20 protein-coding genes are annotated in these 26,351 nt (G+C 67.7%); 6 read left to right on the top strand and 14 right to left on the bottom strand.

All coding sequences use genetic code 11. The annotated features are described in order from the left end of the window. Nucleotides 1-63 precede the first annotated feature (63 nt). Nucleotides 64-585, top strand: coding sequence for an NUDIX hydrolase (locus QM470_RS18315; protein ID WP_066538211.1), 522 nt, complete (start codon nucleotides 64-66; stop codon nucleotides 583-585). Nucleotides 586-797: 212 nt separating this feature from the next. Here QM470_RS18315 and QM470_RS18310 read toward each other — a convergent pair whose 3' ends face one another. The 5 genes from QM470_RS18310 to QM470_RS18290 form a co-directional block, all read right to left on the bottom strand. Beyond that, nucleotides 798-1,778 carry a Bug family tripartite tricarboxylate transporter substrate binding protein gene (locus tag QM470_RS18310; protein WP_283340245.1) on the bottom strand — a complete coding sequence of 327 codons (981 nt, stop codon included), beginning with the start codon at nucleotides 1,776-1,778 and terminating at the stop codon, nucleotides 798-800. An 80-nt stretch (nucleotides 1,779-1,858) separates the two neighbouring features. After that, nucleotides 1,859-3,055, bottom strand: a complete 1,197-nt coding sequence (gene tcuB / locus QM470_RS18305; RefSeq protein WP_066538416.1) for a tricarballylate utilization 4Fe-4S protein TcuB — start codon at nucleotides 3,053-3,055, stop codon at nucleotides 1,859-1,861. A 9-nt stretch (nucleotides 3,056-3,064) separates the two neighbouring features. Then, nucleotides 3,065-4,504, bottom strand: a complete 1,440-nt coding sequence (gene tcuA, locus QM470_RS18300) for an FAD-dependent tricarballylate dehydrogenase TcuA (protein WP_283340244.1) — start codon at nucleotides 4,502-4,504, stop codon at nucleotides 3,065-3,067. A 233-nt stretch (nucleotides 4,505-4,737) separates the two neighbouring features. Beyond that, on the bottom strand, nucleotides 4,738-6,123 hold the full coding sequence (locus QM470_RS18295; RefSeq protein WP_280058556.1) for a GntP family permease: 1,386 nt from the start codon (nucleotides 6,121-6,123) through the stop codon (nucleotides 4,738-4,740). Nucleotides 6,124-6,399: 276 nt separating this feature from the next. Further along, nucleotides 6,400-7,338, bottom strand: coding sequence for a LysR family transcriptional regulator (locus QM470_RS18290; RefSeq protein WP_280012500.1), 939 nt, complete (start codon nucleotides 7,336-7,338; stop codon nucleotides 6,400-6,402). Nucleotides 7,339-7,401: 63 nt separating this feature from the next. Here QM470_RS18290 and mnmA point away from each other — a divergent pair, with 63 nt between their 5' ends. Beyond that, nucleotides 7,402-8,520, top strand: a complete 1,119-nt coding sequence (gene mnmA, locus QM470_RS18285; protein ID WP_280012499.1) for a tRNA 2-thiouridine(34) synthase MnmA — start codon at nucleotides 7,402-7,404, stop codon at nucleotides 8,518-8,520. Here the strand turns inward: mnmA and QM470_RS18280 are convergent. The 5 genes from QM470_RS18280 to QM470_RS18260 form a co-directional block, all read right to left on the bottom strand. After that, complete coding sequence (locus QM470_RS18280; protein ID WP_283340243.1) at nucleotides 8,495-10,303, bottom strand: sensor histidine kinase; 1,809 nt, start codon at nucleotides 10,301-10,303, stop codon at nucleotides 8,495-8,497. The two genes, mnmA and QM470_RS18280, sit on opposite strands and share 26 nt — an antisense overlap. A gap of 131 nt (nucleotides 10,304-10,434) precedes the next feature. Beyond that, nucleotides 10,435-11,127 (bottom strand): response regulator, encoded by a 693-nt coding sequence (locus tag QM470_RS18275; RefSeq protein ID WP_370626120.1) that lies wholly within the window; start codon nucleotides 11,125-11,127, stop codon nucleotides 10,435-10,437. Nucleotides 11,128-11,235: 108 nt separating this feature from the next. After that, the gene (locus QM470_RS18270; protein WP_283340242.1) at nucleotides 11,236-12,597 is read right to left on the bottom strand and encodes a GGDEF domain-containing protein; all 1,362 of its coding nucleotides are present in this window, start codon (nucleotides 12,595-12,597) and stop codon (nucleotides 11,236-11,238) included. A 130-nt stretch (nucleotides 12,598-12,727) separates the two neighbouring features. Next, entirely contained in the window at nucleotides 12,728-13,291 is a 564-nt protein-coding gene (ssb, locus tag QM470_RS18265) for a single-stranded DNA-binding protein (RefSeq protein WP_066538180.1), read from the bottom strand. Between the two features lie 300 nt (nucleotides 13,292-13,591). Then, nucleotides 13,592-14,776: an MFS transporter gene (locus tag QM470_RS18260; protein WP_192334649.1), complete on the bottom strand. Its 1,185-nt coding sequence runs from the start codon at nucleotides 14,774-14,776 to the stop codon at nucleotides 13,592-13,594. 253 nt (nucleotides 14,777-15,029) lie between these two features. Between QM470_RS18260 and uvrA the strand changes: the two genes are divergently transcribed. Further along, the gene (uvrA, locus tag QM470_RS18255) at nucleotides 15,030-18,038 is read left to right on the top strand and encodes an excinuclease ABC subunit UvrA (protein WP_280058347.1); all 3,009 of its coding nucleotides are present in this window, start codon (nucleotides 15,030-15,032) and stop codon (nucleotides 18,036-18,038) included. A 76-nt stretch (nucleotides 18,039-18,114) separates the two neighbouring features. Here the strand turns inward: uvrA and QM470_RS18250 are convergent, their stop codons facing one another. Then, nucleotides 18,115-20,130, bottom strand: coding sequence for a methyl-accepting chemotaxis protein (locus QM470_RS18250; RefSeq protein ID WP_280058334.1), 2,016 nt, complete (start codon nucleotides 20,128-20,130; stop codon nucleotides 18,115-18,117). A 338-nt stretch (nucleotides 20,131-20,468) separates the two neighbouring features. Between QM470_RS18250 and QM470_RS18245 the strand changes: the two genes are divergently transcribed. Further along, nucleotides 20,469-21,617 carry an NAD(P)/FAD-dependent oxidoreductase gene (locus QM470_RS18245; RefSeq protein ID WP_283340241.1) on the top strand — a complete coding sequence of 383 codons (1,149 nt, stop codon included), beginning with the start codon at nucleotides 20,469-20,471 and terminating at the stop codon, nucleotides 21,615-21,617. 154 nt (nucleotides 21,618-21,771) lie between these two features. Here QM470_RS18245 and QM470_RS18240 read toward each other — a convergent pair whose 3' ends face one another. The 3 genes from QM470_RS18240 to pyrF all read right to left on the bottom strand — a co-directional run bounded on the left by QM470_RS18240 (nucleotide 21,772) and on the right by pyrF (nucleotide 24,622). Next, nucleotides 21,772-22,743: a Bug family tripartite tricarboxylate transporter substrate binding protein gene (locus QM470_RS18240; RefSeq protein WP_066538172.1), complete on the bottom strand. Its 972-nt coding sequence runs from the start codon at nucleotides 22,741-22,743 to the stop codon at nucleotides 21,772-21,774. Nucleotides 22,744-22,875: 132 nt separating this feature from the next. Continuing rightward, on the bottom strand, nucleotides 22,876-23,769 hold the full coding sequence (locus tag QM470_RS18235) for a LysR substrate-binding domain-containing protein (RefSeq protein WP_283340240.1): 894 nt from the start codon (nucleotides 23,767-23,769) through the stop codon (nucleotides 22,876-22,878). Between the two features lie 25 nt (nucleotides 23,770-23,794). Further along, on the bottom strand, nucleotides 23,795-24,622 hold the full coding sequence (gene pyrF, locus QM470_RS18230; RefSeq protein ID WP_192334466.1) for an orotidine-5'-phosphate decarboxylase: 828 nt from the start codon (nucleotides 24,620-24,622) through the stop codon (nucleotides 23,795-23,797). Nucleotides 24,623-24,715: 93 nt separating this feature from the next. Here pyrF and QM470_RS18225 point away from each other — a divergent pair, with 93 nt between their 5' ends. Then, the gene (locus QM470_RS18225; RefSeq protein ID WP_280058330.1) at nucleotides 24,716-25,597 is read left to right on the top strand and encodes a DMT family transporter; all 882 of its coding nucleotides are present in this window, start codon (nucleotides 24,716-24,718) and stop codon (nucleotides 25,595-25,597) included. A 126-nt stretch (nucleotides 25,598-25,723) separates the two neighbouring features. Next, nucleotides 25,724-26,140: an RcnB family protein gene (locus QM470_RS18220; protein ID WP_283340239.1), complete on the top strand. Its 417-nt coding sequence runs from the start codon at nucleotides 25,724-25,726 to the stop codon at nucleotides 26,138-26,140. The last annotated feature ends 211 nt before the right edge of the window (nucleotides 26,141-26,351 follow it).

Raw genomic sequence — 26,351 nt, 5'->3', positions numbered from 1 at the left:
TCCTACCGCCTGTCACAAGTTGTCAGAAAGCTGCGACAAGCCTGTCACAGCCCGCTGGTGATAATGCCCGCCATGCCCAATCGATGGAAACCCAATGTCACCGTGGCCGCAGTCATCGAACGTGACGGCCGTTTTTTGCTGGTGGAAGAAGATACGGCCGACGGCCTGCGCCTGAACACGCCGGCCGGCCATCTGGACCCGGCGGAAACGCCGGCACAGGCCTGCGTGCGCGAGGTGCTGGAGGAAACGGCCCACAGCTTCACGCCCACGGCCCTGGTGGGCGTCTACATGAACCGCTTTGTGCGCACCCGCACCGGCTCCGACATCACCTACCTGCGCTTTTCCTTCACCGGTGATTTGGGCGCCTTCCACGCCGGCCGCCCGCTGGACCACGGCGTGCTGCGCACGCTGTGGATGACGCTGGAAGAGCTGGAAGCCAGTGCCGAGCGCCACCGCAGCCCCATGGTGCTGCAAAGCGTGCGCGACTACCTGGCGGGCCAGCGTTTCGGTCTGGACATGTTCCATGCCGACCCCAGCCTGTTCACCAAACCGCAGCCCACCTCGGTGCTGGCGGCAGCCGCCTGAAGCCAGGCTTCCTGAGGGGGCGTCGGGGTCAAGGCCTGTGCCAAGCCGTGCCTGCCGCAGGCCGCGGACACAGGCCGATCCTTGGTCTGACGCCATAAAAAAAGGCCGCACGCGGCGGCCTGTCAAAGAAGGAATCCGGCGGTGGCCGCCGGATGCTCCCCGTGTTGGAAACGGGGCGGCCGGGCAGGTTGCATGCCCGGCAGGATGCGGCATCAGTTGGCGGTCAGCTTGCGCTCCTTGACCACCTTGCCCCACTGGGCGTATTCCTTTTTCATGAAATCGGCCAGACCCTGGCGCGTGGTGGGCTGGGGCGTCAGGCCGTGGGCCAGCAGGGCCTTCTTCACCTCGTCGTCGTTCAGCACCTTGACGATTTCGGCATTCCAGCGGTCCAGGATGGGGACGGGGGTCTTGCCCGGGGCCACAAAGGCGTACCAGTTCAAGGCTTCAAAGCCGGGGAAACCGGCTTCGGCCACCGTGGGGATATTGGGCATATAGGCCGGGCGGGTCAGGCCGGTGGTGGCCAGCGGAATCAGCTTGCCACTTTCCACGTGCGGCAGGGCCGTGGGCGGGGCGGCAAAGTAGCTGGCCACGCGCTCGCCCAGCAGGTCCTGCAGCGCCGGGGCGCCGCCCTTGTAGGGCACGTGCACCATGTCCACGCCGGCGCGCTGGTTGAACAGTTCGCCCGCCAGGTGCGAGGCCGAGCCCGCGCCCGTGGAGGCAAAGTCGATGCCGCCGGCCTTGGCTTTGGCCTTGGCCACGAACTCCTGCAGGTTCTTCACGCCCAGGCCCTTGTGCGCCACCAGCACATTGGGGAAGTTCACACCACCCGACACCGGCGCCAGGTCCTTGAACGGGTCGTAGTTCAGCTTCATCAGGTGGGGCGCAATGGTCAGCGGGCCCACGGAGCCGAACAGCAGCACCGAGCCATCGGCCGCGCTGTTGGCCACCTGGCCGTGGGCGATATTGCCGCCCGCACCGCCCTTGTTTTCCACCACCACGCTCTGGCCGATGTTCTCGCCCAGCTTCTTGGCAATCAGGCGGGCCGCGGCATCGGCCGCGCCACCGGCGGCAAAACCCACCACCAGGGTCACGGGCTTCTTGGGGGGAAAGTCCTGGGCCTGGGTGGGCAGACCGCACAGCAGGCTGGCGCTGGCCAGCAGGGCAGAGGATTGGATGAGGGTGCGACGTTTCACGGGGTCTCCTGAGTGGAATGTTTTCGTTTTGAGGTTGGGGGAAAGCTGGGCTCGGCACGGGGCTTGTGGCCCCGTGCGACTCAATCGGCCCCCAGGCCGATGGGGTTGGGTTGGCGCTTTTCCGTGTTGTGGCGCAGCAGGGCTGCGGTGCGGAACACGCCGTGGGCAAACTTGCCGTAGGGCAGGGTGGCAAACAAGGCCATCACCGCGCCCAGGTGCAGGCACAGCAGCAGCGCCAGGGCCGGCGTGCCGCGGCCCAGCCACAGTGCCAGGCCGCTGCTGCTCACCAGGAACAGCAGGGCGATGAAGCCCAGGTCCATGGGCTTTTGCTGCACATCGCCATGCAGCGGGTGGCGTTGGCGGTTCAGCACCCACAGACCGGCTGTGCCCAGCATCAGCATCACGCCGCCGACTGCGCCCAGCAGCTTGGGCAGGCTGGGAAAGTCATAGGGCGCAGGCAGGTCGAACAGGTAGTGGTAGAGCGTGGCCACGGCCGTGGCGGCAAAGCACAGCAGGAAGCCGTAGAACGTCAGGTGGTGGGCGCGGCGGCGCTTCAGCGTGTAGGCGTCGTCCTCGTTGTGGCAGCCGTCGCCATGGCCGCCGTCCAGGTATTTCAGGCGCAGCACATCGCTGGTGGCCTCCGAGGCGGCGGCGCCGCTCACATCGGCACCGCTGGTGGCGGGCTTGATGTCGCGCCAGAAGCGGCGCACGCCCATGGACAGTGCGAACACCACGAACAGGAACACCGGGGCGAACATGCCCACCAGCAGGTTGTGCGGGAACAGCTGGTAGAAGTTGCGGCCCAGATCGGCACCCCACAGCGCGCCCAGACCGCCGCCCTGCAAGGTGGCTCCCAGCACCAGGAACAGCGTCAGCGCTGCCACCAGGGCCAGCGACAGCGTCAGTCCGTTGCGTTTGTACAGCTGGCCCAGCGCGGGCGGCCAGGCGTAGTCCACATAGGTCTGGCCGCGCACCTCGGCCATGGCCTTGGGGATGTTGATGCCGAACTCGTGCGGCGGCGCATACTGGCAGGCGTGCAGGCAGGCCCCGCAGTTGTGGCACAGATTGGCCAGGAAGTTCACATCGGCCTTGGCAAATTCCAGGCGGCGCGTCATGGCCGGAAACACGGCGCAGAAGCCTTCGCAGTAGCGGCAGGCATTGCAGATCTGCATCACGCGCGCCACTTCGTCTTCGGCGGCGCTCATGGGCACGATGGGGATGACCTTGCCGGTCGCCAGCTGGCGGGCTTCCTGGCCCAGGTCGTGGAGGGATTGCATGCTCATGGCTCAGGCCTCGTCTTTCACAGCGCCGTGCACGGCAGGTTGGCCGGCGGCAGCCCGTGCGGCATTGCGACCGGCGATGCGGCCGAAGGCGGTGCCGATCGACATGCCCACACCGGCGGTGTAGCCCTTGCCCAGCACATTGCCGGCCATCATCTCGCCGGCCACAAACAGATTGGGGCTGGGCTGGTCGCCAAAGCGCACGGCGGCGGTGTCGTCCACCTTGAGGCCCAGGTAGGTGAAGGTGATGCCGGGGCGCAGCGCATAGCCGTAGAACGGACCGGTGTCGATGGGGCGGGCCCAGTGCGTCTTGGCCGGGGCCAGGTGCTCGGTGTGGCAGTCGTCCAGCGCGGTGTGGTCGAACTGGCCGACCTTGCAGCTGCCGTTGTAGGCATTCAGGGTCTGCATGAAGCGCTCTGCATCCAGGCCCAGTTTTTCCGCCAGCTCGGGCAGGGAGTCTGCCTTGATGCCGGGGAACACCGGCGGCATGAAGCGGCCGATGGCTTTGCTGTCGATGATGGAGTAGGCAATCTGGCCGGGTTGCTGCGCCACCAGGCGGCCCCAGATCGCGTAGCGCTTGGGCCAGAAGTCCTCGCCCTCGTCGTAGAAACGCTGGGCCTCGCGGTTGACCACCACGCCCAGCGACACGCAGTCGATGCGGGTGCAGATGCCGCCGTCGTACAGCGGGGCGCGCGCGTCGATGGCCACCATGTGGGCCTGCGTGGGATCGCCCAGGCCGTCGGCCTGGTGCTCTTCCAGCATGTGCTTGAGCAGCACCCCCTTGTTGAAGGCGGTGCCACGGATGATGAAGTTGTCCGCAGGCCATTCGCCGCGCTCGTTCTGGCCCCAGGCTTCGCGCAGCCATTCGCGGTTGGACTCGAAGCCGCCCGCCGCCAGCACGCAGCTCTTGGCGGTGATGCGCTGGCCCTTGCTCCAGGCGGCCTGGAACTGGCCGTTTTCGATGTCGAGCCGGTCGACCGGCGATTCGTAGCGGATCTCCACGCCCAGCTTCTCGGCACTGCGGAAATACGCATTCACCAGCGCCTTGCCGCCGCCCATGAAGAAGGCATTGGTGCGGGCCACATGCAGTGCCCCCGACAGCGGCGGCTGAAAGTGCACGCCATGCTTGCGCATCCAGCTGCGGCAGGTGCTCGACGCGCGGATCACCATGCGCGCCAGGTGCTCGTTGGTGATGCCGCCGGTGACCTTCAGCAGGTCCTGCCAGTACTCTTCTTCGGGGTAGGCTTCCACCAGCACATCCTGCGGTGCGTCGTGCATGCAGCGCAGATTGCGGGTGTGGCTGGAGTTGCCGCCACGCCAGGCGCGGGGCGCGGACTCCAGCAGCAGCACACGGCTGCCGGCTTCGCGGGCCATGAGGGCGGCGCACAGCGCAGCATTGCCGCCACCGATGATGAGCACATCGGTGTCAAAGGCTTCAGTTTTCATGATGGGCTGCCGCAGGCCTGGGCCTGTGGCGGTTCAACGTGGGGAAAGTCTTGTGCTGGCCGGCACCCGGATCACCGGGAAAATGCAGGGCCGCCAAGTGTTGAACGCGACTGTAGTAAGTACCACCCCGCCCGTGCAGCAGGGGGAGGGGATGGGGGTATCACGATTCGTGATGCATCTGCGGGGCCCGGCCAGGTGCCGTGGCAGAACCGGGCGATGGCGACAGCGATGCCTCAGGCCAGCGGGGCCACGGCGTTGAAGACCAGCACCATGACCAGCCCCACCACGGCCACGATGGACTGCACCACCGAGATGGTCTTGGTGGCCTCGCCCATGGTCATGCCAAAGGATTCCTTGACCATCCAGAAGCCTGCGTGGTTGGCATAGTTGAAGAACAGCGAACCGCAGCCGATGGACAGCGCCAGCAGCGGCAGGTTCAGGCTGGGGTCGGCGCCGGCCAGCGGCGCCAGCAGGCCGGCCGCCCCCACAATGCCCACGGTGGCCGAGCCGGTGGACACCGACAGCAGCATGGCGATCAGCCAGCCCAGGATCAGCGGCGGCAGGGCGAACTGCTGGGTCAGGTGGACGATGGCGTCGCCCACCTTGGCGCTGGTGAGCATCTGCTGGAAAGCGCCGCCGCCGGCAATGATCATGATGATGGAGGCAATGGGCTTGAGGCTGGCGCCCAGTGCATCGCGCAGCTTTTCCATGTCCCCGCCACGCACCAGCACCAGTGCCACGATGGCAAACAGCACCCCTAGCAGCATGGCGATCAGCGGATTGCCCAGGAAGCTGGCCGCATGCAGGGCGGCGGAGTCCTTGGGCAGCAGCATCTCCGCGACGGCATGCACCAGCATCAGGATGGCGGGCAGCAGCGCAGCCAGCACCCCCAGGGCCACGCTGGGGCGGCTGTGGCCGGTGGCCGGTGCGGCGATGGTGAACTGGTCCAGCAAGCCCTGGTCGGGCTTGGTGCTCATGCGCGGCGCGATGAAGGCGCCGTAGAGCGGCCCCCCCAGCACCATGGCCGGGATGGCGGCCAGAAAACCGTACAGCATGGTGGGTCCGACCGTGGTCTTGAGGGTGGCAATCGCCGTCAGCGGGCCGGGATGGGGCGGCACCATGCCGTGCATGGCGGCCAGGGCAGAGATCACCGGGACTCCTACATAGACATAGGCCGAGCCCTTGAAGCGCGCCTGGCTCTCCAGCTTCTGCGCCACGCTGAAGATCAGCGGCAGCATCACAACCAGGCCGACTTCAAAGAACATCGGAATGCCGACGATGAAGGCCACCAGCGTCATGGCCCAGGGGACCATACGGGTCGAGGCGTGCTTCAGGATGGCCGCGGCAATCTGCTCGGTGATGCCCGCGTCGGCCAGGATCTTGCCCAGCATGGCCCCCAGCGCAATCACCACGCCCACGGAGCCCAGCGTCTTGCCTGCGCCATTGCCGAGCTCCTTGACGATCTGGCCGGGCGCCATGCCGGTGGCGAAGCCCACGCCGATGGAGACCACCAGCAGGGCCAGCAGGGGGTGCATCTTGATGCGCGAGACGATGAGCGCGACCAGCAGCAACACGCTGACCAGGGCGGTCAGCAGCAGTTGGGTATCGAGAGGGGTCATGGATGAGGCTTGGCTTGGGCTGACGGTCCGGAAACGGTCACCATGGTCCGCCAGAGGGCCTGCCCCATGGCAGCTTCTCCTACATGCTGCAGCGGGGAGCGCCGCAGGCTGGCGATATGGCAATCGGTCCCGGGGTCGCGGCAGCGGTGGTTGCAGATACGACTCCAGCGGGGGCGGGTGCTGTGCATCGCCCCACGGCAGCCGCAACCCTCCAGGCTGTCCAGCATAGTGATTTGTGCCCGGCCATGGGCAAAAAATCTGCGTTGCGACCGGGGTTCAGGCGCTCAGGGTGGCGCCGACCCAGTTGCCGCAGTGCACCAGTTGGCGTGCGCAGTCCATCAGCACCACGCGCGCGGCCAGCGCGGCGGGGGAGAGTTCGTCGTCCGACAGGCTGCACAGCGCGGCTTTGCGGCGCACGGACTCGTCCGCAATCTGCGACCACTGGAAGCGCTCGGCCGCATCGCGGTACATGCCCACGGCCGACCAGGGCTGGACGGTGGCGCCCAGGCCTTCGGCCACGGCCTCCATCAGCAGCGGCAGCGAATCGATTTCCATGGCCATCTGCGACTGGAAGCCGGCATGGTTGAACGAGGCCATCACCGAGCTGCGCAGGCCGTGGCTGCCCGACGGCAGGATCAGCGGCACCTGCTGCAGCTGTGCCAGCGGGATGGGGGTGTCGTGCGGGATGTAGGGCGCCACGGGCTGCTGGCGGGACTGGATCAGGAACAGCTGCTCTTCCAGCAGCGGCATCACGCTCCAGCGGCGGGCATTGTGGGTATCGAACAGGATGGCCAGATCCAGGTGCCGGGCGTTCAGCAGGCTGGTCAGGTGCCCGGACAGCGCCGAGACCATGTGCAGGCGCACATCGGGATAGCGTTCGCGCATGGCCCGCACCAGCGGCAGGCCCAGCACATTGGCAATCGTGGGCGACAGGCCGATGCTCACCGCCCCCGACAGCCGGGCCTGCTGGGCTGCCCGGATGGCCTGGTCGGCATGGCGCAGCGTCAGCTGGGCCTCATGGAAGAAGGCCACACCGGCTTCCGTGGGCACGGTGCCCTTGCTGGTGCGCTGCAGCAGGCGGGTGCTCAGCTCGCCTTCCAGGCGGCTGATCTGCTGGCTCAGTGCCGACTGCACCATGTCCAGGTCCACGGCGGCGCGGCTCATCGAGCCCAGTTCCACAATGCGCACGAAATAGCGCAGCTGCCTCAGTTCCATCGTCGTCTCGTCTTTATCCCCGCAAACTGCGGTCTGCCGCCTGACTGGGATAATCGCACACCTATGACGAAACATCGGGTTGTGGTGGGACTTTCTGGCGGCGTGGATTCCGCGGTGACGGCCTACCTTCTCAAAAAGCAAGGCCATGACGTGGTCGGCATCTTCATGAAGAACTGGGAAGATGACGACGACAGCGAGTTCTGCTCCAGCCGCCAGGACTTTCTGGACGCGGCCGCCGTGGCCGACGTGCTGGGCATCGAGATCGAGCATGTGAACTTCGCGTCCGAATACAAGGACCGCGTGTTCGCGGAGTTCCTGCGCGAGTACCAGGCCGGCCGCACGCCCAACCCGGACGTGCTGTGCAATGCCGAGATCAAGTTCAAGGCATTCCTGGACCACGCCATGCGCCTGGGGGCCGAGAAGATCGCCACCGGCCACTATGCGCGCGTGCGCCAGAACCCGGACAGCGGCCTGTTCGAGTTGCTCAAGGGCGTGGACGCCAGCAAGGACCAGAGCTACTTTCTGCACCGCCTGAACCAGGCCCAGCTGTCCAAGGCCATGTTCCCGGTGGGCGAGCTGTGCAAGACCGAGGTGCGCCGCATTGCCGCCGACATTGCGCTGCCCAACGCCAAGAAGAAAGATTCCACCGGCATCTGCTTCATCGGCGAGCGGCCTTTCCGCGATTTCCTGAACCGCTACATCAGCAAGGAACCGGGTCCCATCCTGGACGACCGCGGCCGCAAGCTGGGCAAGCACGTGGGCCTGAGCTTCTACACCCTGGGCCAGCGCTCCGGCCTGGGCATCGGTGGCGTCAAGGAAAAAGGCGCGGCCCGCGGTGCGGGCGACCATGCGCCCTGGTTTGTAGCGGCCAAGGAGCTGGACAAGAACATTCTGCGCGTGGTGCAGGGCCATGACCATCCGTTGCTGCAGTCGCATGCGCTGCTGGCGGACCAGGTCAGCTGGGTGGCCGGCCACGCGCCTGCGCCCGGCCGGGAGTACGGGTCCAAGACCCGCTACCGCCAGCCGGATTCGCCGGCGCTGATTTCCCAGGCCACGCCCGAAGGCTTCCGCCTGGACTTCCCCGAGGCGCAATGGGCCGTCACGCCCGGCCAGTCGGCCGTGCTGTACGACGGCGACGTGTGCCTGGGCGGCGGCATCATTGCCGCAGTGGATCCGCGCTGAGGGGCTGAGCGACCGGCACGGTGCCGGCCTCGGCTGGCAGCCACAAGCTGGCTTCCAGCACCGTGGCGCCGGGTTCGCTCTGGATCTGCAGGGCGCCGTGAAAGCGCTCCAGGCGGGCGCGCATGCTGCGCATGCCCACCCCCAGCCCATGCTGCTGCACGCCGGGCACGTCAAACCCCACCCCGTTGTCGCGTACCCGCAGCTGCAGCAGCTGTGGCTGGGACTGCAGCAGCTCCACGCGCACCTGGGTGGCGCGGCTGTGCTTGAGCACATTGGTCAGCGCCTCTTCCACCACCCGGGTCAGGCCCAGGCATTGCAGGGCACTGGGGCGCTGCTGCCAGTGGGCAGGGATCAGCCAGTCGGAGCGGATGTCCAGCGCATCGAATAGCCCCGTGAAGCGGTGGCGCAACGGGGCGGCCCAGGCGCCGGGCGTCGCCGGCATCTCGGTGTGACCGCTGTGGTCGATCAGCTGGCGCAGGTCATCGCGCATCAGCTTGAGCATGGACAGCATCTGGGCGTTGGCCAGCGGCTGGCTGGCCTGCTCCACATAGGCGATGGAGCGGACCAGCGAGCCGCCCAGGCTGTCGTGCAGGTCATGGCTGAGCTGCAGACGCTCCTCCAGCCGCGAATGGCGCAGCGCCAGCGCATGTTCGCGCTCCAGTGTCTGGGCCAGCTCGTCGCAGGCCCGGGCCACGGTGTCCGTCAGCTCGTGGTTGAAGTTCTCGATGCGCTGCATGTTGCGCGTCACTTCCCGCCCCAGGGTCACAGACAGGGCCACCATGGTCAGCAGCGCGGAGTAAGGGGTCAGCGGGGAGCCTGACCACCATTGGTACAGCAGTCCCATGTCGTGCAGGCCTGCCAGCATGAACAGCAGCAGGCACCCTGCATAGATGCCGTGCATGAGCTTGCGCGTACGCCAGGCATGGAATGGGAACTGCAGGGTGTTGGCCAGGGCGATCAGCAAGAACAGCAGCGTCACGGGAGACGAGTTGGACAACCAGGCGACCGGGGCCAGCAGGGCGTAGGCGCAGCCCAGGCCGGTCAGCGCCCACAGCGCCCGCTCCAGCCGGGGAAGCTGCTGCTCGCCAAAACGCCAGGTGAAGATGCAGTAGCTGCTGCAGAACAGCACAAACAGCAGCAGATTGGCCCGTGCCATGGTCATGGTGTCGGGGAAGGGCCAGGCCTCGGTCAGCAGCATATTGGCGGTGAACAGCACCCAGCAGGCACAGTTGAAGGCATACCAGCCGTACACCGTGTGGCGGCGGCGCAGCAGCCAGGCGCACAGGAACAAGGTCCCCAGCACTGCGGAGACCACCAGGTTCACGGTGATCAGGGTGCGCTGACTCCACTGCTGTGCCTCATACCAGGCGCGGATGGTGGCTGGGTCGCCCAGGCGCACTTCCCCCAGGCCGGGGGTCTGGGCCGCCAGGCCGTGCACACGGATCCAGAGGTGGTTCAGCCCGGGCCGCAGCGCGGACGCCGGCAGCAGGGTGTAGCGCGGCAGGTTCCAGCTGCGCGACAGCGGCTCCTGCAGGTGCTGGTCACGCCACAGCAGGTCCTGGTTGAGGTAGACCTCGCCGGCCAGCACCATGGAGTACAGCGACAGGGCAATGGGCTGGGCGGGGTCGATGCAGTCGAGCTCCCAGTCCAGGCGATACCACACGGCGCCGTCGTGGCCGGGCCAGCGGTGCTGCCACTGGTCGGGCAGTGTGACGGGCGTCCAGTCCAGCACGGCATCGGCCGGTGGGGCCGCCGCTGTGCTGCTGTCGCGTGTTGCCTGCACCTTCAGCACCTGGGACAGGCACTGCCGGAGCTCTGGCGCAGCGGGGGGGCTGGCGGCAAGGGCCGGGCGGACGGCGGCACACCAGGCCAGCAGCAGGAAAAAGCCAAAGACCAGCCAGCGTGAAGCTTGGCTTACAACAGCAGTCCGCGCGAGCGTGCTTCCCTCACCGCCTTGACGCGGGAGGAGACTGCCAGCTTTCGATAGATATGCTTGATATGGCATTCGACCGTATATCGGGAGAGAAACAGCTTTTCGGCGATTTCACGGTTGGCAAGGCCTTCGGCGACCAGTTCCAGGATTTGGCCCTCGCGCATGCTGAGCTTGACCTCGTCGGAGGCCGCAGTCTCCGTGGAGGGGGAGGGCGCAGGCTGCAATTCGGCAATGATGCGGCGGGCAATGAACGGGTCGATCGGCGCACCGCCACGCAACACGCTGCGGATCGAGAGCGAGACTTCCAGATCGTCCCGCTCTTTCAGCACATAGCCGGTGGCACCGGCACGCAAGGCACCCAGCAGCACATCTTCCGTGCTCCACGCCGAAATCACCAGAATGCCCAGAGCCGGGTCACTGTTGCGCAGTTCGGTGATCAGGTCAATCCCGTTGCCGTCCGGCAATCCCAGGTCGACCAGTGCCAGGGCGATGGGGGATTCCTGCACCAGATGGCGTGCCTGGGCCAGGGTCTCGGCAAACAGCAGTGCATCGGCCTGGTATCCCAGGTGTGCCAGGATGCCCAACAGGCGCTGCCGGATCAGCGGGTCGTCTTCGACGACGAGCACCGGTGCGGGGAGGAGCAATTCCGGCGGAAGAGGAGGCAGGGGCAGCATAAAAAGTGATCTGAAATTGCCTTGGGAATATGGGGCAGTTCGTGCGCGCTGCCCATCCCTGGAATCAGGTAATTTGCCACCCTGCGCGCGATTTCTTGCCCTGGTGCGTCACTCGCCGGCCAGCTCCACCCGGTTGCGTCCCTGGTGCTTGGCCTGGTAGAGCGCTGCATCGGCACGGCGCAGCAGCACCTGGTAGTCGGGGTGGCCGTTGAACGTGGCCACGCCAATGCTCACCGTCACCTGCAAGGTCTGGTTGCGCGGCAGGTGCAGCATTTCCCTGGCGATGTGCTGGCGCATGCGCTCGGCCGTGCGCCGGGCCGCATCGACCGTGGTGTCCACCAGCACCAGGATGAACTCTTCGCCGCCCAGGCGGAACAGGTAGTCACCGCCGCGGCTGTGCTGGCTCAGCAGCGATGCCACCTGCTGCAGCACCATGTCGCCGGCTTCATGGCCGTGGGTGTCGTTGACCTGCTTGAAATGGTCCAGGTCGATGGACAGTACCGAAAAGCTGTGTCCGCCCTCGCGTGCATAGTGCACCTCCTTGTCCAGCACCACCGGCAGGAACTTGCGGTTGAGCAGGCGGGTGAGCACATCGCGGCCGGCTTCCAGGGCGCTGGATTGCTCGAACAGCGAGTCCAGCAGGAAGGCAATGCGCCGGGTGTGGTCGCGCAGCGTGTGCAGCAGGGCCAGCCGGTCGGCAGGCGTGCTGCCGGCGCGGTGGATGGCGGGCAGGTGCTCGCCATCGATGGCGTCCATGGTGCCCAGGATGGTGGTGCACTCGTGCGTGCCCTGGAACACATGGGCGCCCTTGTGGCGGAACCACAGGCCGAACTCGGACTGCCCCAGCTGCGGCAGCTGGTCCTGCGCCGTGCCGACGGCATGGGCAAACATCAGCTGGTTTTCCCAATCCAGCAGGTTGGCACGGCGGCGCTCACGCTCGGTGGAGACGTTCTGTGCCAGCTCGAAATGCCGGTAGGCCTCCTTGGCCTGGGACTGGCGGTCGTGCGAGACGGCATAGGCCTGGCCCATGATTTCCATGGTCAGGTCGATCACGCTGCAGACCAGGGCGACCGCACCGTCCTGCGGCCGGGCCTGCAGCAGGGCGTACATGCGGTCCTTGAGGGCGCGTGCCCCGCGCAGCACCACATGCATGGGAATGTCGATGCGGGCGTGCACCTCGCCAATGCGCTTTTGCTGTGTCACCAGGGGCAGCAGATCGCCGTCTGCCGTGGCGCTGAACACCGATGCGACCCAGGCCTGCATGGACGCATGCAGGCGCTGCTGCACCTGCTCATGGTCCAGCATGGTGGCGGCCACACTGTCCTGCAGCATCTCGCGGTAGAAGTGCTGGGCCAGCTCCTGCTGGTGGGTGGTGGCCAGCTGCTGGATCTGGGCCCGTGCCGCAGGGGGGGCCGCTTGGAGGATACGCTGCCAGTCGGCCGCGTAATGTTCATCCGGGTACGTAGACATGGAAGGCACAGGCCACAAAGGCCGAAAAAACAGGGCCGCACTAGGTCGGCCCTGTCGGGTGCGCTCTGCAAACGGGAGCGCAGGAATGAAAATGCCGCAGACAGCGGCTGCGGCACAGTGGGGGGACGGCTTAGAACGGGATGTCGTCGTCCATGTCGTCAAAGCCCGAGGCGGCGCGCTGCGGAGGCGGGGCCATGGGGGCCGGTGCCGCTGCCGGAGGCGCCATGCGCGGAGCCGGTGCCTGACGGGGCGCTGCAGGGGCGGCCTGGCGGCGGGGGGCAGCGTCGTAGCCGCCGCCGCCGTTGTCGCCGTAACCGGCGTCGTCACCATAGCCCTGGTTCTGGCCGCCGCCCATGCCCTGGCGGGCACCCAGCATCTGCATGGTGTCGGCGCGGATTTCGGTGCTGTAGCGTTCCTGGCCGCTCTGGTCGGTCCACTTGCGGGTGCGGATGGAGCCTTCCACATACACCTGCGAGCCCTTGCGCAGGTACTGGCCGACGATTTCGGCCAGACGTCCGTTGAAGACCACGCGGTGCCACTCGGTGGATTCCTTGTTTTCACCGGTGTTCTTGTCGCGCCAGCGGTCGGTGGTGGCGATGGTCACGTTGGCCACCTGGTCCCCGCTGGGGAAGGTGCGCATTTCGGGATCGCGGCCGAGATTGCCGACGATGATGACTTTGTTGACGGATGCCATGGGTAAAAAATCCTGTGCAGCTAGCCGGAGAAAGTGGGGAGGGTCCCCGGCCAAATCGGTAGGTGCAGTCCCCCTCCGGCAGACTGCAGGGACGCAGCATAACGCAGGTCGGCCCTGTCGTGCAGCGTGATCGGGACAGACCCGCAAGCCTGTTGCAACAGGGTGTCGGCTAAATGAAAAAAGTGAGCGGGCTACGTAGATTGATAAATGATTTCAAGGCATTTAAGCCATGAAAGCATGCATATGTAATCCCGGTAAGCTATGGTTTTTGATGCGACGCTGCCGGGAGCCGCTCCCGGCTCAGTGCCCGGCGCCGGCGCGGCCCACCGGGCGCAGCGGCCAGCTGACCAGCAGCCACAGCGCGCACAGCGCAGCGGTGGAGGCAAACAGTGCGGGCGTGCCCGCCCATTTGGCCAGGGCGCCGCCCAGGGCGCCGCCGGCAAACAGACCCAGCGACTGCAGCGTGTTGTACGCGCCCAGGGCCGTGCCGCGCAGCGGTGCCGGCGCCATGCGCGAGACCAGGCTGGGCTGGCTGGCTTCCAGTGCGTTGAAGCCGCAGAAGAACACGAACATCAGCAGGGCCATGCACCACACGGTGGGGATGGTGCCGCTGGCGGCCAGCATGCCCAGGCCGATCTGTACCACCAGCACCAGGCCGATGGCGCCCAGCAGGGCGGCGCGCAGCCGGCCTTTGCGTTCCATGGAGAACAGCAGCCCCATGGCTGCGAATGACAGCACCACGGCCGGCAGGTAGACCTGCCAGTGCACGGCCTTGGCCAGCCCGGCCTGCACCAGCATGGCGGGCACGGCCACCCACATGGACATCTGCACGGTGTGCAGCACGAACACGCCCAGGTTCAGGCGCAGCAGATCGGTGTGGCGCAGCAGCTCCGAGGGGGCGGCGCGCGGGGCGTCGGCATGGGCACGGGGCTCGGGTGGCACCACCCACAGCACGGCGCAGACGCCGGCCAGCGCCAGGGCGCAGGTCAGGCTGAAGATGCCGGGCAGGCCGCCCCAGGCGGCCAGCAGCGGGCTGAGCACCAGGGCCAGGGCAAATGTCAGGCCGATGCTGCCACCCACCATGGCCATGGCCTTGGTGCGCACGCTGTCGCGCGTCAGGTCGGACAGCAGGGCCGTCACTGCGGCCGAGACCGCGCCCGCACCCTGCAGTGCGCGGCCCGCCAGCAGACCGGTGACCGAATCGGCCAGGGCGGCCAGCAGGCTGCCTGCCGCAAACACCAGCAGGCCGGCGACGATCACGCGCTTGCGCCCCCAGCGGTCCGAGGCCAGGCCCAGCGGCAGCTGGAACACCGCCTGCGTGAGACCGTACATACCGATGGCCAGGCCCACCAGGGCCGGATCATCGCCCCCGGGGTAGCGCGCCGCTTCCAGCGCAAACACCGGCAGCACCAGGAACAGACCCAGCATGCGCAGCGCAAAGATCAGGGCCAGGCTGGCGCTGGAGCGGCGCTCCAGGCTGGTCATCCGGGTCGATGGCGCCGGTGTGGATGCGGTGGAAGAAGATGCGGAAGAAGCGGACACGCGAAAACAGGCAGGTGTGGAAAAGAGGAGACACGGGCAGGGAGATGCCCCCTTGCAGCGTGCCATTGTCGGTCATCCGGCAGGAGGGCGCCAGGCAGGGCTGTGAGTGAATCTCTATCATGGTGGGTTTCCCCTTGGCGGGGGCCGCGTCAAGAAAGCTGTTTGCGTGAACCCGAAATCCTCTTCTTCCCGTCCGGTGCCTGCGGCACCGCAGGACCATGGCCGCTATCTGGGCGCCGTGGCCGGCCATGCCTGCATCAGCGTGCGCGGTGCGCGCACGCACAATCTGAAGAACATCGATCTGGACATCCCGCGCAACCAGCTGGTGGTGCTGACGGGGCTGTCCGGCTCGGGCAAGTCCAGCCTGGCGTTCGACACGCTGTACGCCGAGGGCCAGCGCCGCTATGTGGAGAGCCTGTCGGCCTATGCGCGCCAGTTCCTGGGCCGGCTGGACAAGCCCGATGTCGATCTGATCGAAGGCCTGTCGCCGGCGATTGCCATCGAGCAGAAGGCCGCCAGCCACAATCCGCGCTCCACCGTGGGCACGGTGACCGAGATCAACGACTACCTGCGCCTGCTCTATGCCCGCGCCGGCACGCCCTACTGCCCGGACCACGACCTGCCGCTGCAGTCCCAGACCGTCAGCCAGATGGTGGACAGCGTGCTGGCCCTGCCGGAAGAGACCCGCATCATGGTGCTGGCGCCGGTGGCCCGGGGCAAGAAGGGGGAGTTCGCCGAGCTGTTCACACAGATGCAGGCCCAGGGCTATATCCGCTTTCGCATCGACGGTGCGGTGGTGGACGCGGCCAACCTGCCGCAGCTGGACAAGAACGCCCGCCACGATGTGGATGTGGTGGTGGACCGCCTCAAGGTGCGTGCCGATGTGCAGCAGCGCCTGGCGGAAAGCATCGAGGCGGCGCTGCGCATCGGCGGTGCGGCGGCCAACGGCCGCATCGTGGTGCTGGAAATGGATGGGGGCCAGGAACACCTGTTCAGCAGCCGCTTTGCCTGCCCGCAGTGCACCTATTCGCTGCCGGAGCTGGAGCCGCGCCTGTTTTCCTTCAACTCGCCCCAGGGGGCCTGCCCCAGCTGCGACGGTCTGGGCATGAGCGAGACGTTCGATGTGGAACGGGTGGTGGCCTTTCCCACGCTCAGTCTGGCCAGCGGCGCCATCAAGGGCTGGGACCGGCGCAATGGCTACTACTTCTCGATGCTGGAGAGCGTCGCGCTGCACCACGAGGTGAGCGTGGAGACGCCGTTCGACGAGCTGCCGGAGGCCGTGCAGCAGGTCATCCTGTGGGGCTCGGGTGAGGAAGACATTGCCTTCACCTACCAGTTCGACAGCGGTGCGCGCAAGGGCGAGACACTGGTCAAAAGCCACCCCTTCGAAGGCATCATCCCCAACATCCAGCGCCGCTGGCGCGAAACCGATTCCCAGGTGGTGCGCGACGACCTGGCCAAGCTGCGCAGCACGGCCGTGTGCCCGGACTGCCATGGCACGCGCCTGCGCCGCGAGGCGCGCTTTGTGCGCGTGGGCGAGGGCGCGCAGCGCAAGGCCATCTACGAGATCGGTGGTGACACCCTGGCCAGCGCCCAGACCTGGTCCGAGACGCTGCAGCTGCAGGGCGCCAAGGCCGATATCGCCGCCAAGGTGGTGGGCGAGATCGCCGCGCGCCTGCGCTTTCTGAACGATGTGGGCCTGGGCTATCTGAGCCTGAACCGCAGCGCCGACACCCTGAGCGGCGGCGAGGCCCAGCGCATCCGCCTGGCCAGCCAGATCGGCAGCGGCCTCACCGGCGTGATGTATGTGCTGGACGAGCCCAGCATCGGCCTGCATCAGCGCGACAACGACCGGCTGATCGCCACGCTGCAGCATTTGCGGGACATCGGCAACACCGTGATCGTGGTCGAGCACGACGAAGACATGATGCGCGCCGCCGACCAACTGATCGACATGGGGCCAGGCGCAGGTGTGCATGGCGGCCAGGTGATGGCCCAGGGCACGTTCGACGAAGTGGCGGCCACGCCCGCCTCCCCCACCGGCCAGTACCTGCGCGGAGAGCGCCGCATCGAGGTGCCGCGCCGGCGCACGCCCTGGCTGCCGCTGCGGCAGGAAGCAGGCGCGGCCCCTGCGGCGGCACCACCGGCCGGCGGTTTTCCGCAGGTGCCGGGTGCGGACCGGGCGGAGGCGCCCCAGCACCACGCGCTGCAGGCCCTGCGCGTGGTGGGGGCCAGCGGCCACAACCTGCAGCAGGTCACGGTGGACTTCCCCGTGGGCCTGTTCACCTGCGTGACCGGTGTTTCGGGTTCGGGCAAATCCACCCTGGTCAACGACACGCTGTACGCCGAAGTGGCGCGCCAGCTGCACCGCGCCGGCACCGAGCCGGCGGCGCACGAGGCGCTGGAGGGCTTGGAGCATTTCGACAAGGTCATCAACGTCGACCAGGCCCCCATCGGCCGCACGCCGCGCAGCAACCCGGCCACCTACACCGGCCTGTTCGCCCCCATCCGCGACCTGTTTGCCGAAACCAATACCGCCAGGGAACGAGGCTACGGCCCGGGGCGCTTCAGCTTCAATGTGGCCGGCGGCCGCTGCGAAGCCTGCCAGGGCGATGGCGTGGTCAAGGTGGAAATGCACTTTCTGCCCGATGTCTATGTGCCCTGCGACATCTGCCATGGCCGCCGCTACAACCGCGAAACGCTGGAAGTGCAGTGGAAGGGCCGCGACATCGCCAGCGTGCTGGAGATGACGGTGGAAGACGCGCACGCCTTCTTCCAGGATGTGCCGACCATTGCGCGCAAGCTGCAAACGCTGCTGGATGTGGGCCTGTCCTATATCCGCCTGGGCCAGAGCGCCACCACCCTGTCCGGCGGTGAGGCGCAGCGCGTGAAGCTGGCGCAGGAGCTGTCCAAGCGCGACACCGGCCGCACGCTCTATGTGCTGGACGAGCCCACCACCGGCCTGCACTTTGCTGATGTGGATCTGCTGCTCAAGGTGCTGCACCAGCTGCGTGATGCGGGCAACACCATCGTCGTCATCGAGCACAACCTGGACGTAATCAAGACAGCAGACTGGCTGATCGACATGGGGCCGGAAGGTGGTGCCGGCGGCGGCCAGGTGGTGGCCGTGGGCACGCCCGAACAGGTGGCGCAGAACCCGGCCAGCCACACCGGCCGCTATCTGCAACCCTATCTGCAGCAGTGAGCGCTGGGGGCCGGTGCGCTTTGCGCGCACGCCCAGCGATGGGACGGCCGCAGACCTGGCCGGGGGCAGCCTGGCTTCAGGCGGAGGTCAGCGTATGCAGCAGGGCCGGGCGCTCGACGGTGCCACCGGCCAGGGCCGGCGTCGGCGGACTGCTGTGCTGCCCGCCATTCCAGCGGAAGGCCGAGACGGCGCGCACCAGCTCCTGACCCTGGGTGTGCAGGCTGGTGGCGGCGGCGGCCATTTGCTCCACCAGGGCGGCATTCTGCTGGGTGACCTGGTCCATCTGCGTCACGGCTTCCCCCACCTGGGCCACGCCGGAGGCCTGCTCCTGGCTGGCGCTGCTGATGGCGCTGACGATCTCGGTCACCTTCTGGATGGCCAGCACCACATCGCCCATGGTGGCACCGGCCTGCTGGGCCAGCACATTGCCTTCGCCCACGCGGGAGACGCTGGCCTCGATCAGCTGCTTGATCTCCTTGGCCGCTTCGGCACTGCGCTGCGCCAGGGCCCGCACTTCGCTGGCCACCACGGCAAAGCCCCGGCCCTGGTCGCCGGCGCGGGCGGCTTCCACGGCCGCGTTCAGTGCCAGGATGTTGGTCTGGAAGGCGATGCCGTCGATCACGCTGATGATGTCGGCAATCCGGTGGCTGCTGTCGTTGATGCCCTGCATGGTGCCCACCACACGCGCCACCGCGTCGCCGCCCTGTACCGCCACATCGCGGGCGGATTCGGCCAGGCGGCTGGCTTCGCGGGCGTTGTCGGCGTTGTGGCGCACGGTGGCGCTGAGTTCCTCCATGGACGCGGCGGTTTCTTCCAGCGCGCTGGCCTGGCTTTCGGTACGTGACGACAGGTCCTGGTTGCCCTGGGCGATTTCAGCGCTGGCCAGGGCCACGCTGTCGGCACCGCGGCGTACCTGCTGCACGATGGGCAGCAGCCTGGCGCGCATCTGCTGCTGGGCACCGATCAGCTCGCCCACTTCGTTGCCGTCCACGGGTGCGTCGTGACCGGTCAGGTTGCCGTCGGCCACGGCCTGGGCCAGCTGCACGGCCTGCGACAGCGGGCGGGTGATGGAGCGCACAAAGGCCAGGGCCAGCAGCACCGCACCGACCAGGCACAGCGCCTGCAGTGCCACCACCGCCACCAGCTGCCGGCGCTGGCTGCGGGCGGCGTCTTCCAGACGCTGGCTCAGTGCCTCGGCGCCGGTGGTGATGAGCGCATTCACCGCATCGACGGCCTGGGTCAGTTTGTCAAAGTAGGTGGCGGGCGGCAGGGCCAGATCCTGGGCCTCGATCACCTGGTCGTTCACCAGCGTCAGGCTGGCGCTGGTGAGGGCGCGCATGGTGTCGACCACGTTGCCCAGCGTGCTGCGGAACTCGGGATTGAGCTGCATGGCGCGCTCGGTGGCGCGGCTGCCGGTGCCGCGGATTTCCGTGATGCGGCGCACCAGGGCGCGCAGATTGCCCCGGGTTTCGGGCGAGAGCTGCCTTTGCGCCAGCGCCGCCGTGCCCTGGGCCCGCGCCATGCCCAAGCTTTCACTCAGCAGCGGCGCTTGCACCAGAGCGGACTGGATCAGGGCCTGGATGTCGGCGTGGGACGTCAGGGTCAGGCCGTAGGCGTTCAGCAGTTCCTCGCTCAGCTGGTGCAGGCTGGTCACCAGCTGGGTGTGCTCGGCCATGCTCTGCGGCGGGGTGATGGCTTGGGCGGCCACTTTCTGTTCCAGGCCCAGCCAGGCCTGTGCCAGCTGCTGCAGGCTGCTGCGCAACGGTTCCGGGGCCTGGGCCTGTTGCAGGGCGTCCTGGGCCTGTTGCAGCGCCTGGTTGACGGCGTCGCGCACTCCGGGGCGGCGGTTGGCCATGCCGGTGTCGCCACCCAGCATGCCGGCCGTGGTGCCGCGGTGCAGCTGGATCTGCTGCACCGCCTGGTTGATGGCCATCAGCGGTGCCATGCCAGCGGCTTCCTGGTCGGCGTGGCGCAGATTGCCCAGCACGTCCTTGATGTACAGCCCCGTGGGGATGGCCACCATCACCAATGCCAGCACTCCCAGGATCAGAAATTTCTGCGACAGGCGCAACTGTGAAAGCCAACGCGGCATGGGTGTTCCTTTGCGTGGGTGGAGTCCATGGGGGCGCCAGGTCAGGGGGCCGCGCCGCAGGGCCCCAAGGCCCCCGGGCGCGACCGCAAACGCCCATGTTCCCAGTATGGGCAGCACACCGGCATCTGTGCTGCGGTGCGGCGACCAGTGGCCGTGCGAGCGTCAACCGCTGGACGATTGCGCCACAGAACCAAGGGTTAACCCTTGCATTGCTGCCAGACCGGCGGCGCAGCACGTGGCAAGCACATCGCCGGTGTATGGTGGGCGGCTTGAACCAGAGGCGGATGGTCAAGAGCACCACCGCCCAGCGCGGTCACCGACCGCAGGAAGAACAGGAAATGCAGACAGCGGGTTGGGATGTGGTGGTGGTGGGTGCGGGCATGGCCGGTGCAGCCGCGGGATGGCAGCTGGCGCAGGCCGGCCAGCGGGTGCTGGTGCTGGAGCGTGAATCCCAGCCGGGCTACCACACGACCGGCCGCTCTGCGGCGCTGTTCGAAGAGCATTACGGACCGGCCCAGGTGCAGGCGCTGACCCGTGCCAGCCGGGCGTTCTATGACACGCCGCCGGCCGGCTTTGCCGACGCGCCCATCCTGAGTCCGCGCGGCGTGCTCTACATCGCCACGGCTGCGCAGCGTACGCTGCTCGACGCGGCCTACGCCGAAGCGCTGCGGCATGCGCCTGCGGCCCGCCGCCTGGACGCGGCCGCTCTGCGGGCACTGGTGCCGGTGCTCCAGGACGGCATCGTCGACGGTTTTCTGGACGAGGGCGCGCGCGATATCGACGTGCATGGCCTGCACCAGGGCTTTCTGCGCGGCCTGCGCCAGGCCGGCGGTGCACTCTGGTGCAGTGCCGAGGTGACGGCGCTGGCGCAGGCGGAAGGACTGTGGACGGTCACGCTGGTTGACGGCCGCAGCGTGCAGGCCCCCGTGGTGGTGAATGCCGCCGGTGCCTGGGCCGATGTGCTGGGCGGCCTGGCCGGGGCGGCGCCGATCGGCCTGACGCCCATGCGCCGCAGCGCCTTCACCTTCGGCATGCCGGAAGGGGTGGATGCCACGCACTGGCCGGCGGTCATCAGCGCCGACGAAAGCTTCTACATCAAGCCCGACGCCGGCCAGTTGCTGGGTTCGCCGGCCAATGCCGACGCCACCACCCCGCACGATGTGCAGCCCGAGGAGCTGGATGTGGCCACCGGCATCTGGCGCATCGAAGAGGCCACCACGCTGCAGATACGCCGCCCCAGCCACACCTGGGCCGGGCTGCGCAGCTTCGTGGCCGACGGCGAGCTGGTGGTGGGCTGGGATGCGTCGCCCACGCCGCTGCCCGGCTTCTTCTGGCTGGCCGCACAAGGCGGTTATGGCATCCAGAGCGCCGCCGGCTACAGCCTGCTGGCACGCAATCTGATCCTGGGCGAGGCGGTGGATGCCACGCTGCGGGCCCAGGGCGTGGATGCGGCCGTGCTGTCGCCCGCGCGGGTGCAGCGGGTCTGACATCCAGGCTCCGGTGCCGAAGCCTGTGGCACCGAGGAGGGAAGCGGGCTGCACCACCATGGTGCAGGCGTAGAAAAGCCCCTGTGCCAAGGCAGCAGGGGCTTTGCTTGCGCGGCAGGCGCCCGGGCTGTGCCAGGCGCTGCCAGCTAGGCGATCACAGTTCGATCTTGGCCACGTCCACGATCTTCTTGTACTTGCCGATTTCGGTGTTGATGTACTTGCTGGGGTCCAGCTTGGGGTCCATGACCTGGGCGCCAGCGTCTTCCATCTTCTTGCGGAATTCGGGAGCGGCCATGGTCTTGTCCAGTGCAGCCTTGATCTTGGCGACCACGGGGGCCGGCATGTTGGCCGGGCCCATCAGCGAGAACCAGCTGTTGATGTTCACGTTCTTGAACTCGGGCTGCTCGGCCAGGGCCGGGATGTCCGGCGTGGCAGGGTAGCGCTTGGCTTCGGTGGTGCCCAGGGCCACCACCTTGCCGGACTTGATCAGCGGCAGGCCCGAGGACAGCACGAACACGCCGAACTCGATGTTGTTGCCCAGCACGTCATTGGTCAGAGCCGGCACGCCGCGGTAGGGCACGTGCTGCATCTTGATCTTGCCCTGGTCCTTCATCATTTCGCCGGCCAGGTGCAGGGCCGTGCCCACGCCGGACGAGCCGTAGCTGGTGGCGTCGGGCTTGGCCTTCACCAGGTCGATGAATTCGCGGGTGTTCTTCACGCCGGATTTTTGCGAGGCGACCAGCACCATGGGCTGGGACGCCACCATGCCGATGGGGGTGAAGTCGCTGATCTTGTACTTCACGGCCTTGTTCACCAGGTTGGCAATGGCCAGCTCGTTGTTGGCGCCCACCAGCAGGGTGTAGCCATCGGGCTTGGCATTGGCCACCTTCTGGGCACCGATGGCGCCGCCGGCGCCGCCCAGGTTTTCCACCACCACGGTCTGGCCCAGGTGCTTTTCGATCTCGTTGGCCACCAGGCGGCCCACCAGGTCGGTCGAGCCGCCGGCGGGGTAGCCTACGACGATGGTCACGGGCTTGTTGGGGTAGGAAGCATCAGCCAGGGCGGGAGCGGCCACCAGGGCCACGCCGCAGGCCAGCACGGTGCGGCGCAGGATAGTGCGGGTCATGAATTTCTGTCCTTCAGGGAGGAGGGGGGAGTGTTCGAAACGAGGTTGTTGCGAATTGTGCGATCTTCACCAGCAAGTTTGGTGCCAAAACGGCACATGCCCGTGCTGTTATCAGGGTATGCAAAAAACGCATCAAGCAGGTTGCAGAGCGTGCCAGAAATCCTCGGCCGAGGGGCTCAGTCGCCTTTTCGGGCGGTAGATGCGCACATCGAAGCGGATTTCCAGCGCGGCACCCCCGGCCACGGCCAGTCGGCCGTCGCGGCAGTCGGCATGCACCATGGACCAGGGCAGCCAGGCCACCCCCAGGCCTTTGAGCGCGTATTCGTGCACCGCGTCGGCACTGTCGCACTCCACCAGGCGCTGCAGGCGCGGGGCCTGGCGGTGGTTGGCCAGGTGGTCTTCCACCAGCCGGCCCAGCGCCAGGGCGCGTGCATAGGCCAGGTAGGGCACCGGTGTGCCCCTTTCAAAGCGGTAGCGGGCGGTGCCGGTCGCATCGGCACGGGCCACCGGCACCAGCTTGTCCGATGCCACATGCAGATAGTGGAACTGGCGCGTGTCCAGCCCCGGCGCCAGCGTGGGGTGGTGGTAGAGCAGCGAAAAATCGGCCTGGCCCTGCTCCAGCATCAACGCCGCCTGCTGCATGGAGGTGGTGCGCACCACCAGTTCGTGCTGGTTCAGCACCGGTTGCAGCTGCATCAGCCAGTCGGCGACCACGGTGCGCGCCAGCGTGCGGCCCGTGGCCAGGGTGATGGTGTGCGCCTGGCGGCCGGCCGCGGCGCGCAATTCTTCCTGCGACTGCTCCAGCGTGCGCACGATCTGCTCGGCGGAATCCAGGAACACCTCGCCCGCCGGCGTCAGCCGCACCGGGCTGCCTTCCCGCTCCACCAGGGGGGTGCCGGCCCAGGCCTCCAGCGCACGGATGCGCCGGCCGAAGGCCGGGTGGGTCACATGCCGCAGCTCCGCCGCACGGGTAAAGCTGCGCTCCTGCGCCAGGGCCACAAAGTCTTCCAGCCACTTGAGCTGCATAACAGGCGCTGCGCGGGGGGGGGGGTCAGCTGCGGGCGGCGGCCTGCAGGGTGGCGCGGGTGGCGATGGCCGCAGCGCGTGCGGCCTGGGCAAAGTCTTCGCCCTGCGATGCGTAGAGGATGGCGCGCGACGAGTTGATGATGATGGGGCCGCCGCCAATGCGTGCTGCCTTCACCGTGGCCACGGCATCACCGCCCTGGGCGCCGACGCCAGGGATCAGCAGCGGCAGCGTGGGGGCCACGGCGCGCACGCGTTCGATCTCCTGCGGGCGGGTGGCGCCCACCACCAGACCCAGCTGGCCGTTGGTGTTCCAGGGGCCCTGGGCCAGCTTGGCCACATGTTCGAACATGTGCGGCTGGCCGGGGAGGTCGGCCAGGGTCTGTGCCTGCAGATCGTCCCCACCGGGGTTGGAGGTGCGGCACAGCAGGAAGGCGCCCTTGCCCTCGTACTTGAGGTAGGGCGTGATGGAGTCGAAGCCCATGAAGGGTGAGAGCGTCACGGCGTCCGCACCGTAGCGCTCGAAGGCTTCCTTGGCGTACTGCTCGGCGGTGGAACCGATGTCGCCGCGCTTGGCGTCCAGGATCACCGGCACATGGGGGGCGACGCGGCGCATGTGCGCCATCAGCTTTTCCAGCTGGTCTTCGGCGCGGTGGGCGGCGAAGTAGGCGATCTGGGGCTTGAAGCTGTTGACCAGATCGTAGGTGGCATCGACGATGGCTGCACAGAAGTCGTAGATCTTGGACGCATCGCCCTGCATGGCGCCGGGAAAGCGGCTGGGTTCGGGGTCCAGACCCACGCACAGCATGGAGTCATTGCGCGTGGACGCGTCGCGCAGCATGTCGAGAAAAGTCATAAAGCGCGATTTTAGAGGGGGCGGCCCATCGGCGCCCAGGCTGTCACCTGTGTCCCTCGGTGGCCCGGTTCTTGCCTGCACAATCGGCCGCTTATGCCCCGCTTCACGCCCCGTCAACTTGTCCTGCTGGTTTTGCTCACCGTCGTCTGGGGGCTGAACTGGCCCATCATGAAAGTCGGGGTGGCGCATTTCCCCCCGCTCACCTTCCGCATGGTGGCCATGTGGCTGGCCGTACCGGTGCTGGCCGCCGTGCTGTGGCAGCAGAAAGCTCCCTGGACCGTGCCGCGCGCCGCATGGGGCCGGCTGGCGGCGCTGACGCTGACCAATATGCTGTTCTGGCACTGCCTGATGATTCTGGCCATCCCGCTGCTGTCCAGCGGGCGTGCCGCCATCCTGGGCTACACCATGCCCATTTTTTCGGCCGTGCTGGGCGCTTGCTGCTTTGGCGACCGGCTGGCCGGCCGGGCCTGGGGCGGGGTGGTCGCTGCGGCCCTGGGCGTGGTGTTGCTGCTGTGGCACGAAACCGCCGCCATGGGCAGCCGCCCGGTGGGCGTGGGCCTGATGCTGGCCGCCGCCGCCGGCTGGGCCCTGGGCACGCAGCTGCTGCGCCGCACCAGCATGCCGGTGCCGCTGATGACGCTGTCGTTCTGGATGGTGCTGATCACGGCCGTGGTGCTGACCGTGCTGTCTGTGCTGCTGGAGCGGGAGCGCTGGGTGTGGCCGGACTCCACTGCCCTGGCCACCATCCTCTACAACGGTCCGCTGGCCATCGGCTTTGCCCAGGTGACCTGGTTCTTTCTGGCGCGCACGCTGCCGCCCGTGGCGTCCACGCTGAGCGTGATGCTGATCCCGGTGATCGGCGTGTTCAGCGGGGCCTGGTGGCTGGGCGAGGTGCTGCACTGGCAGGACTGGACGGCCGTGGGCCTGATGGTGGTGGCCATCGCTTCGGTGCTGTGGCCGGCGCGGTCGCGGTGATGGCCTGACGGCGCGGTGGCGGTACGCACCGTCACGCAACTTTGCCTGCGCTTTACCTTGGCGTGGGCTGGGCGTTGCATGCGCTGCCTACGATGGCTCCATCGATATTTCCCGAGGAGGACCGCCATGCAAACGAAATTTTCCGCCGTGTTCGCCGCTGTGATTCTGGGCGCTGCCAGCCTGTCGGCCGTGGCCCAACCCGGCCCGCAGGGCGGACCGGGAGCGGAGCGCCACGACGCACCGCGCAAGGCGCCCGCCGCGCAGCCCCATCCGGGCAAGCCTGCCGCCCCCGCAGCCCACGCTGCGCCCCATCAGCCTGCGCACGGCCAGGCCCAGCGCCATGGCGCCGGCCCGGACCACCGCTGGGTGCAGGGTTCGCGCGTGCCGCAGCAGTACCGGGGCCCGCACTATGTGGTGCAGGACTGGCAGCGCCATGGCCTGAAGCGGCCCGGGCACGGACAGCAATGGGTGCAGAACGGCCAGGACTATCTGCTGGTGGCCGTGGCGACCGGCGTGATCGCCCAGATCGTCTTCGGCCATTGAGTACCGGCAGGCCCGGCGGCTGCGGCCGCCCTGGTCATCGCGTTCTGCAAGCCCGCCAGCAGCCTGGCGGGCTTTGTTTTTGATAGCTGTGTGCACGCATGGGTATTGCGGAAAAAGCGGTGTTCCATGGGAACATCCGGGCCCAGTCCGCCACGCCGCTGCAACTTTGGGCGCTGTGCGCACTCAGACCGCATCCGGCTGCGTCCGCAGC

The sequence above is a fragment of the Comamonas sp. 17RB genome (genome assembly GCF_030056555.1).
GTDB classification, from domain to species: domain Bacteria; phylum Pseudomonadota; class Gammaproteobacteria; order Burkholderiales; family Burkholderiaceae_C; genus Comamonas; species Comamonas terrigena.
This window is presented reverse-complemented; position numbering and strand designations above follow the sequence as displayed.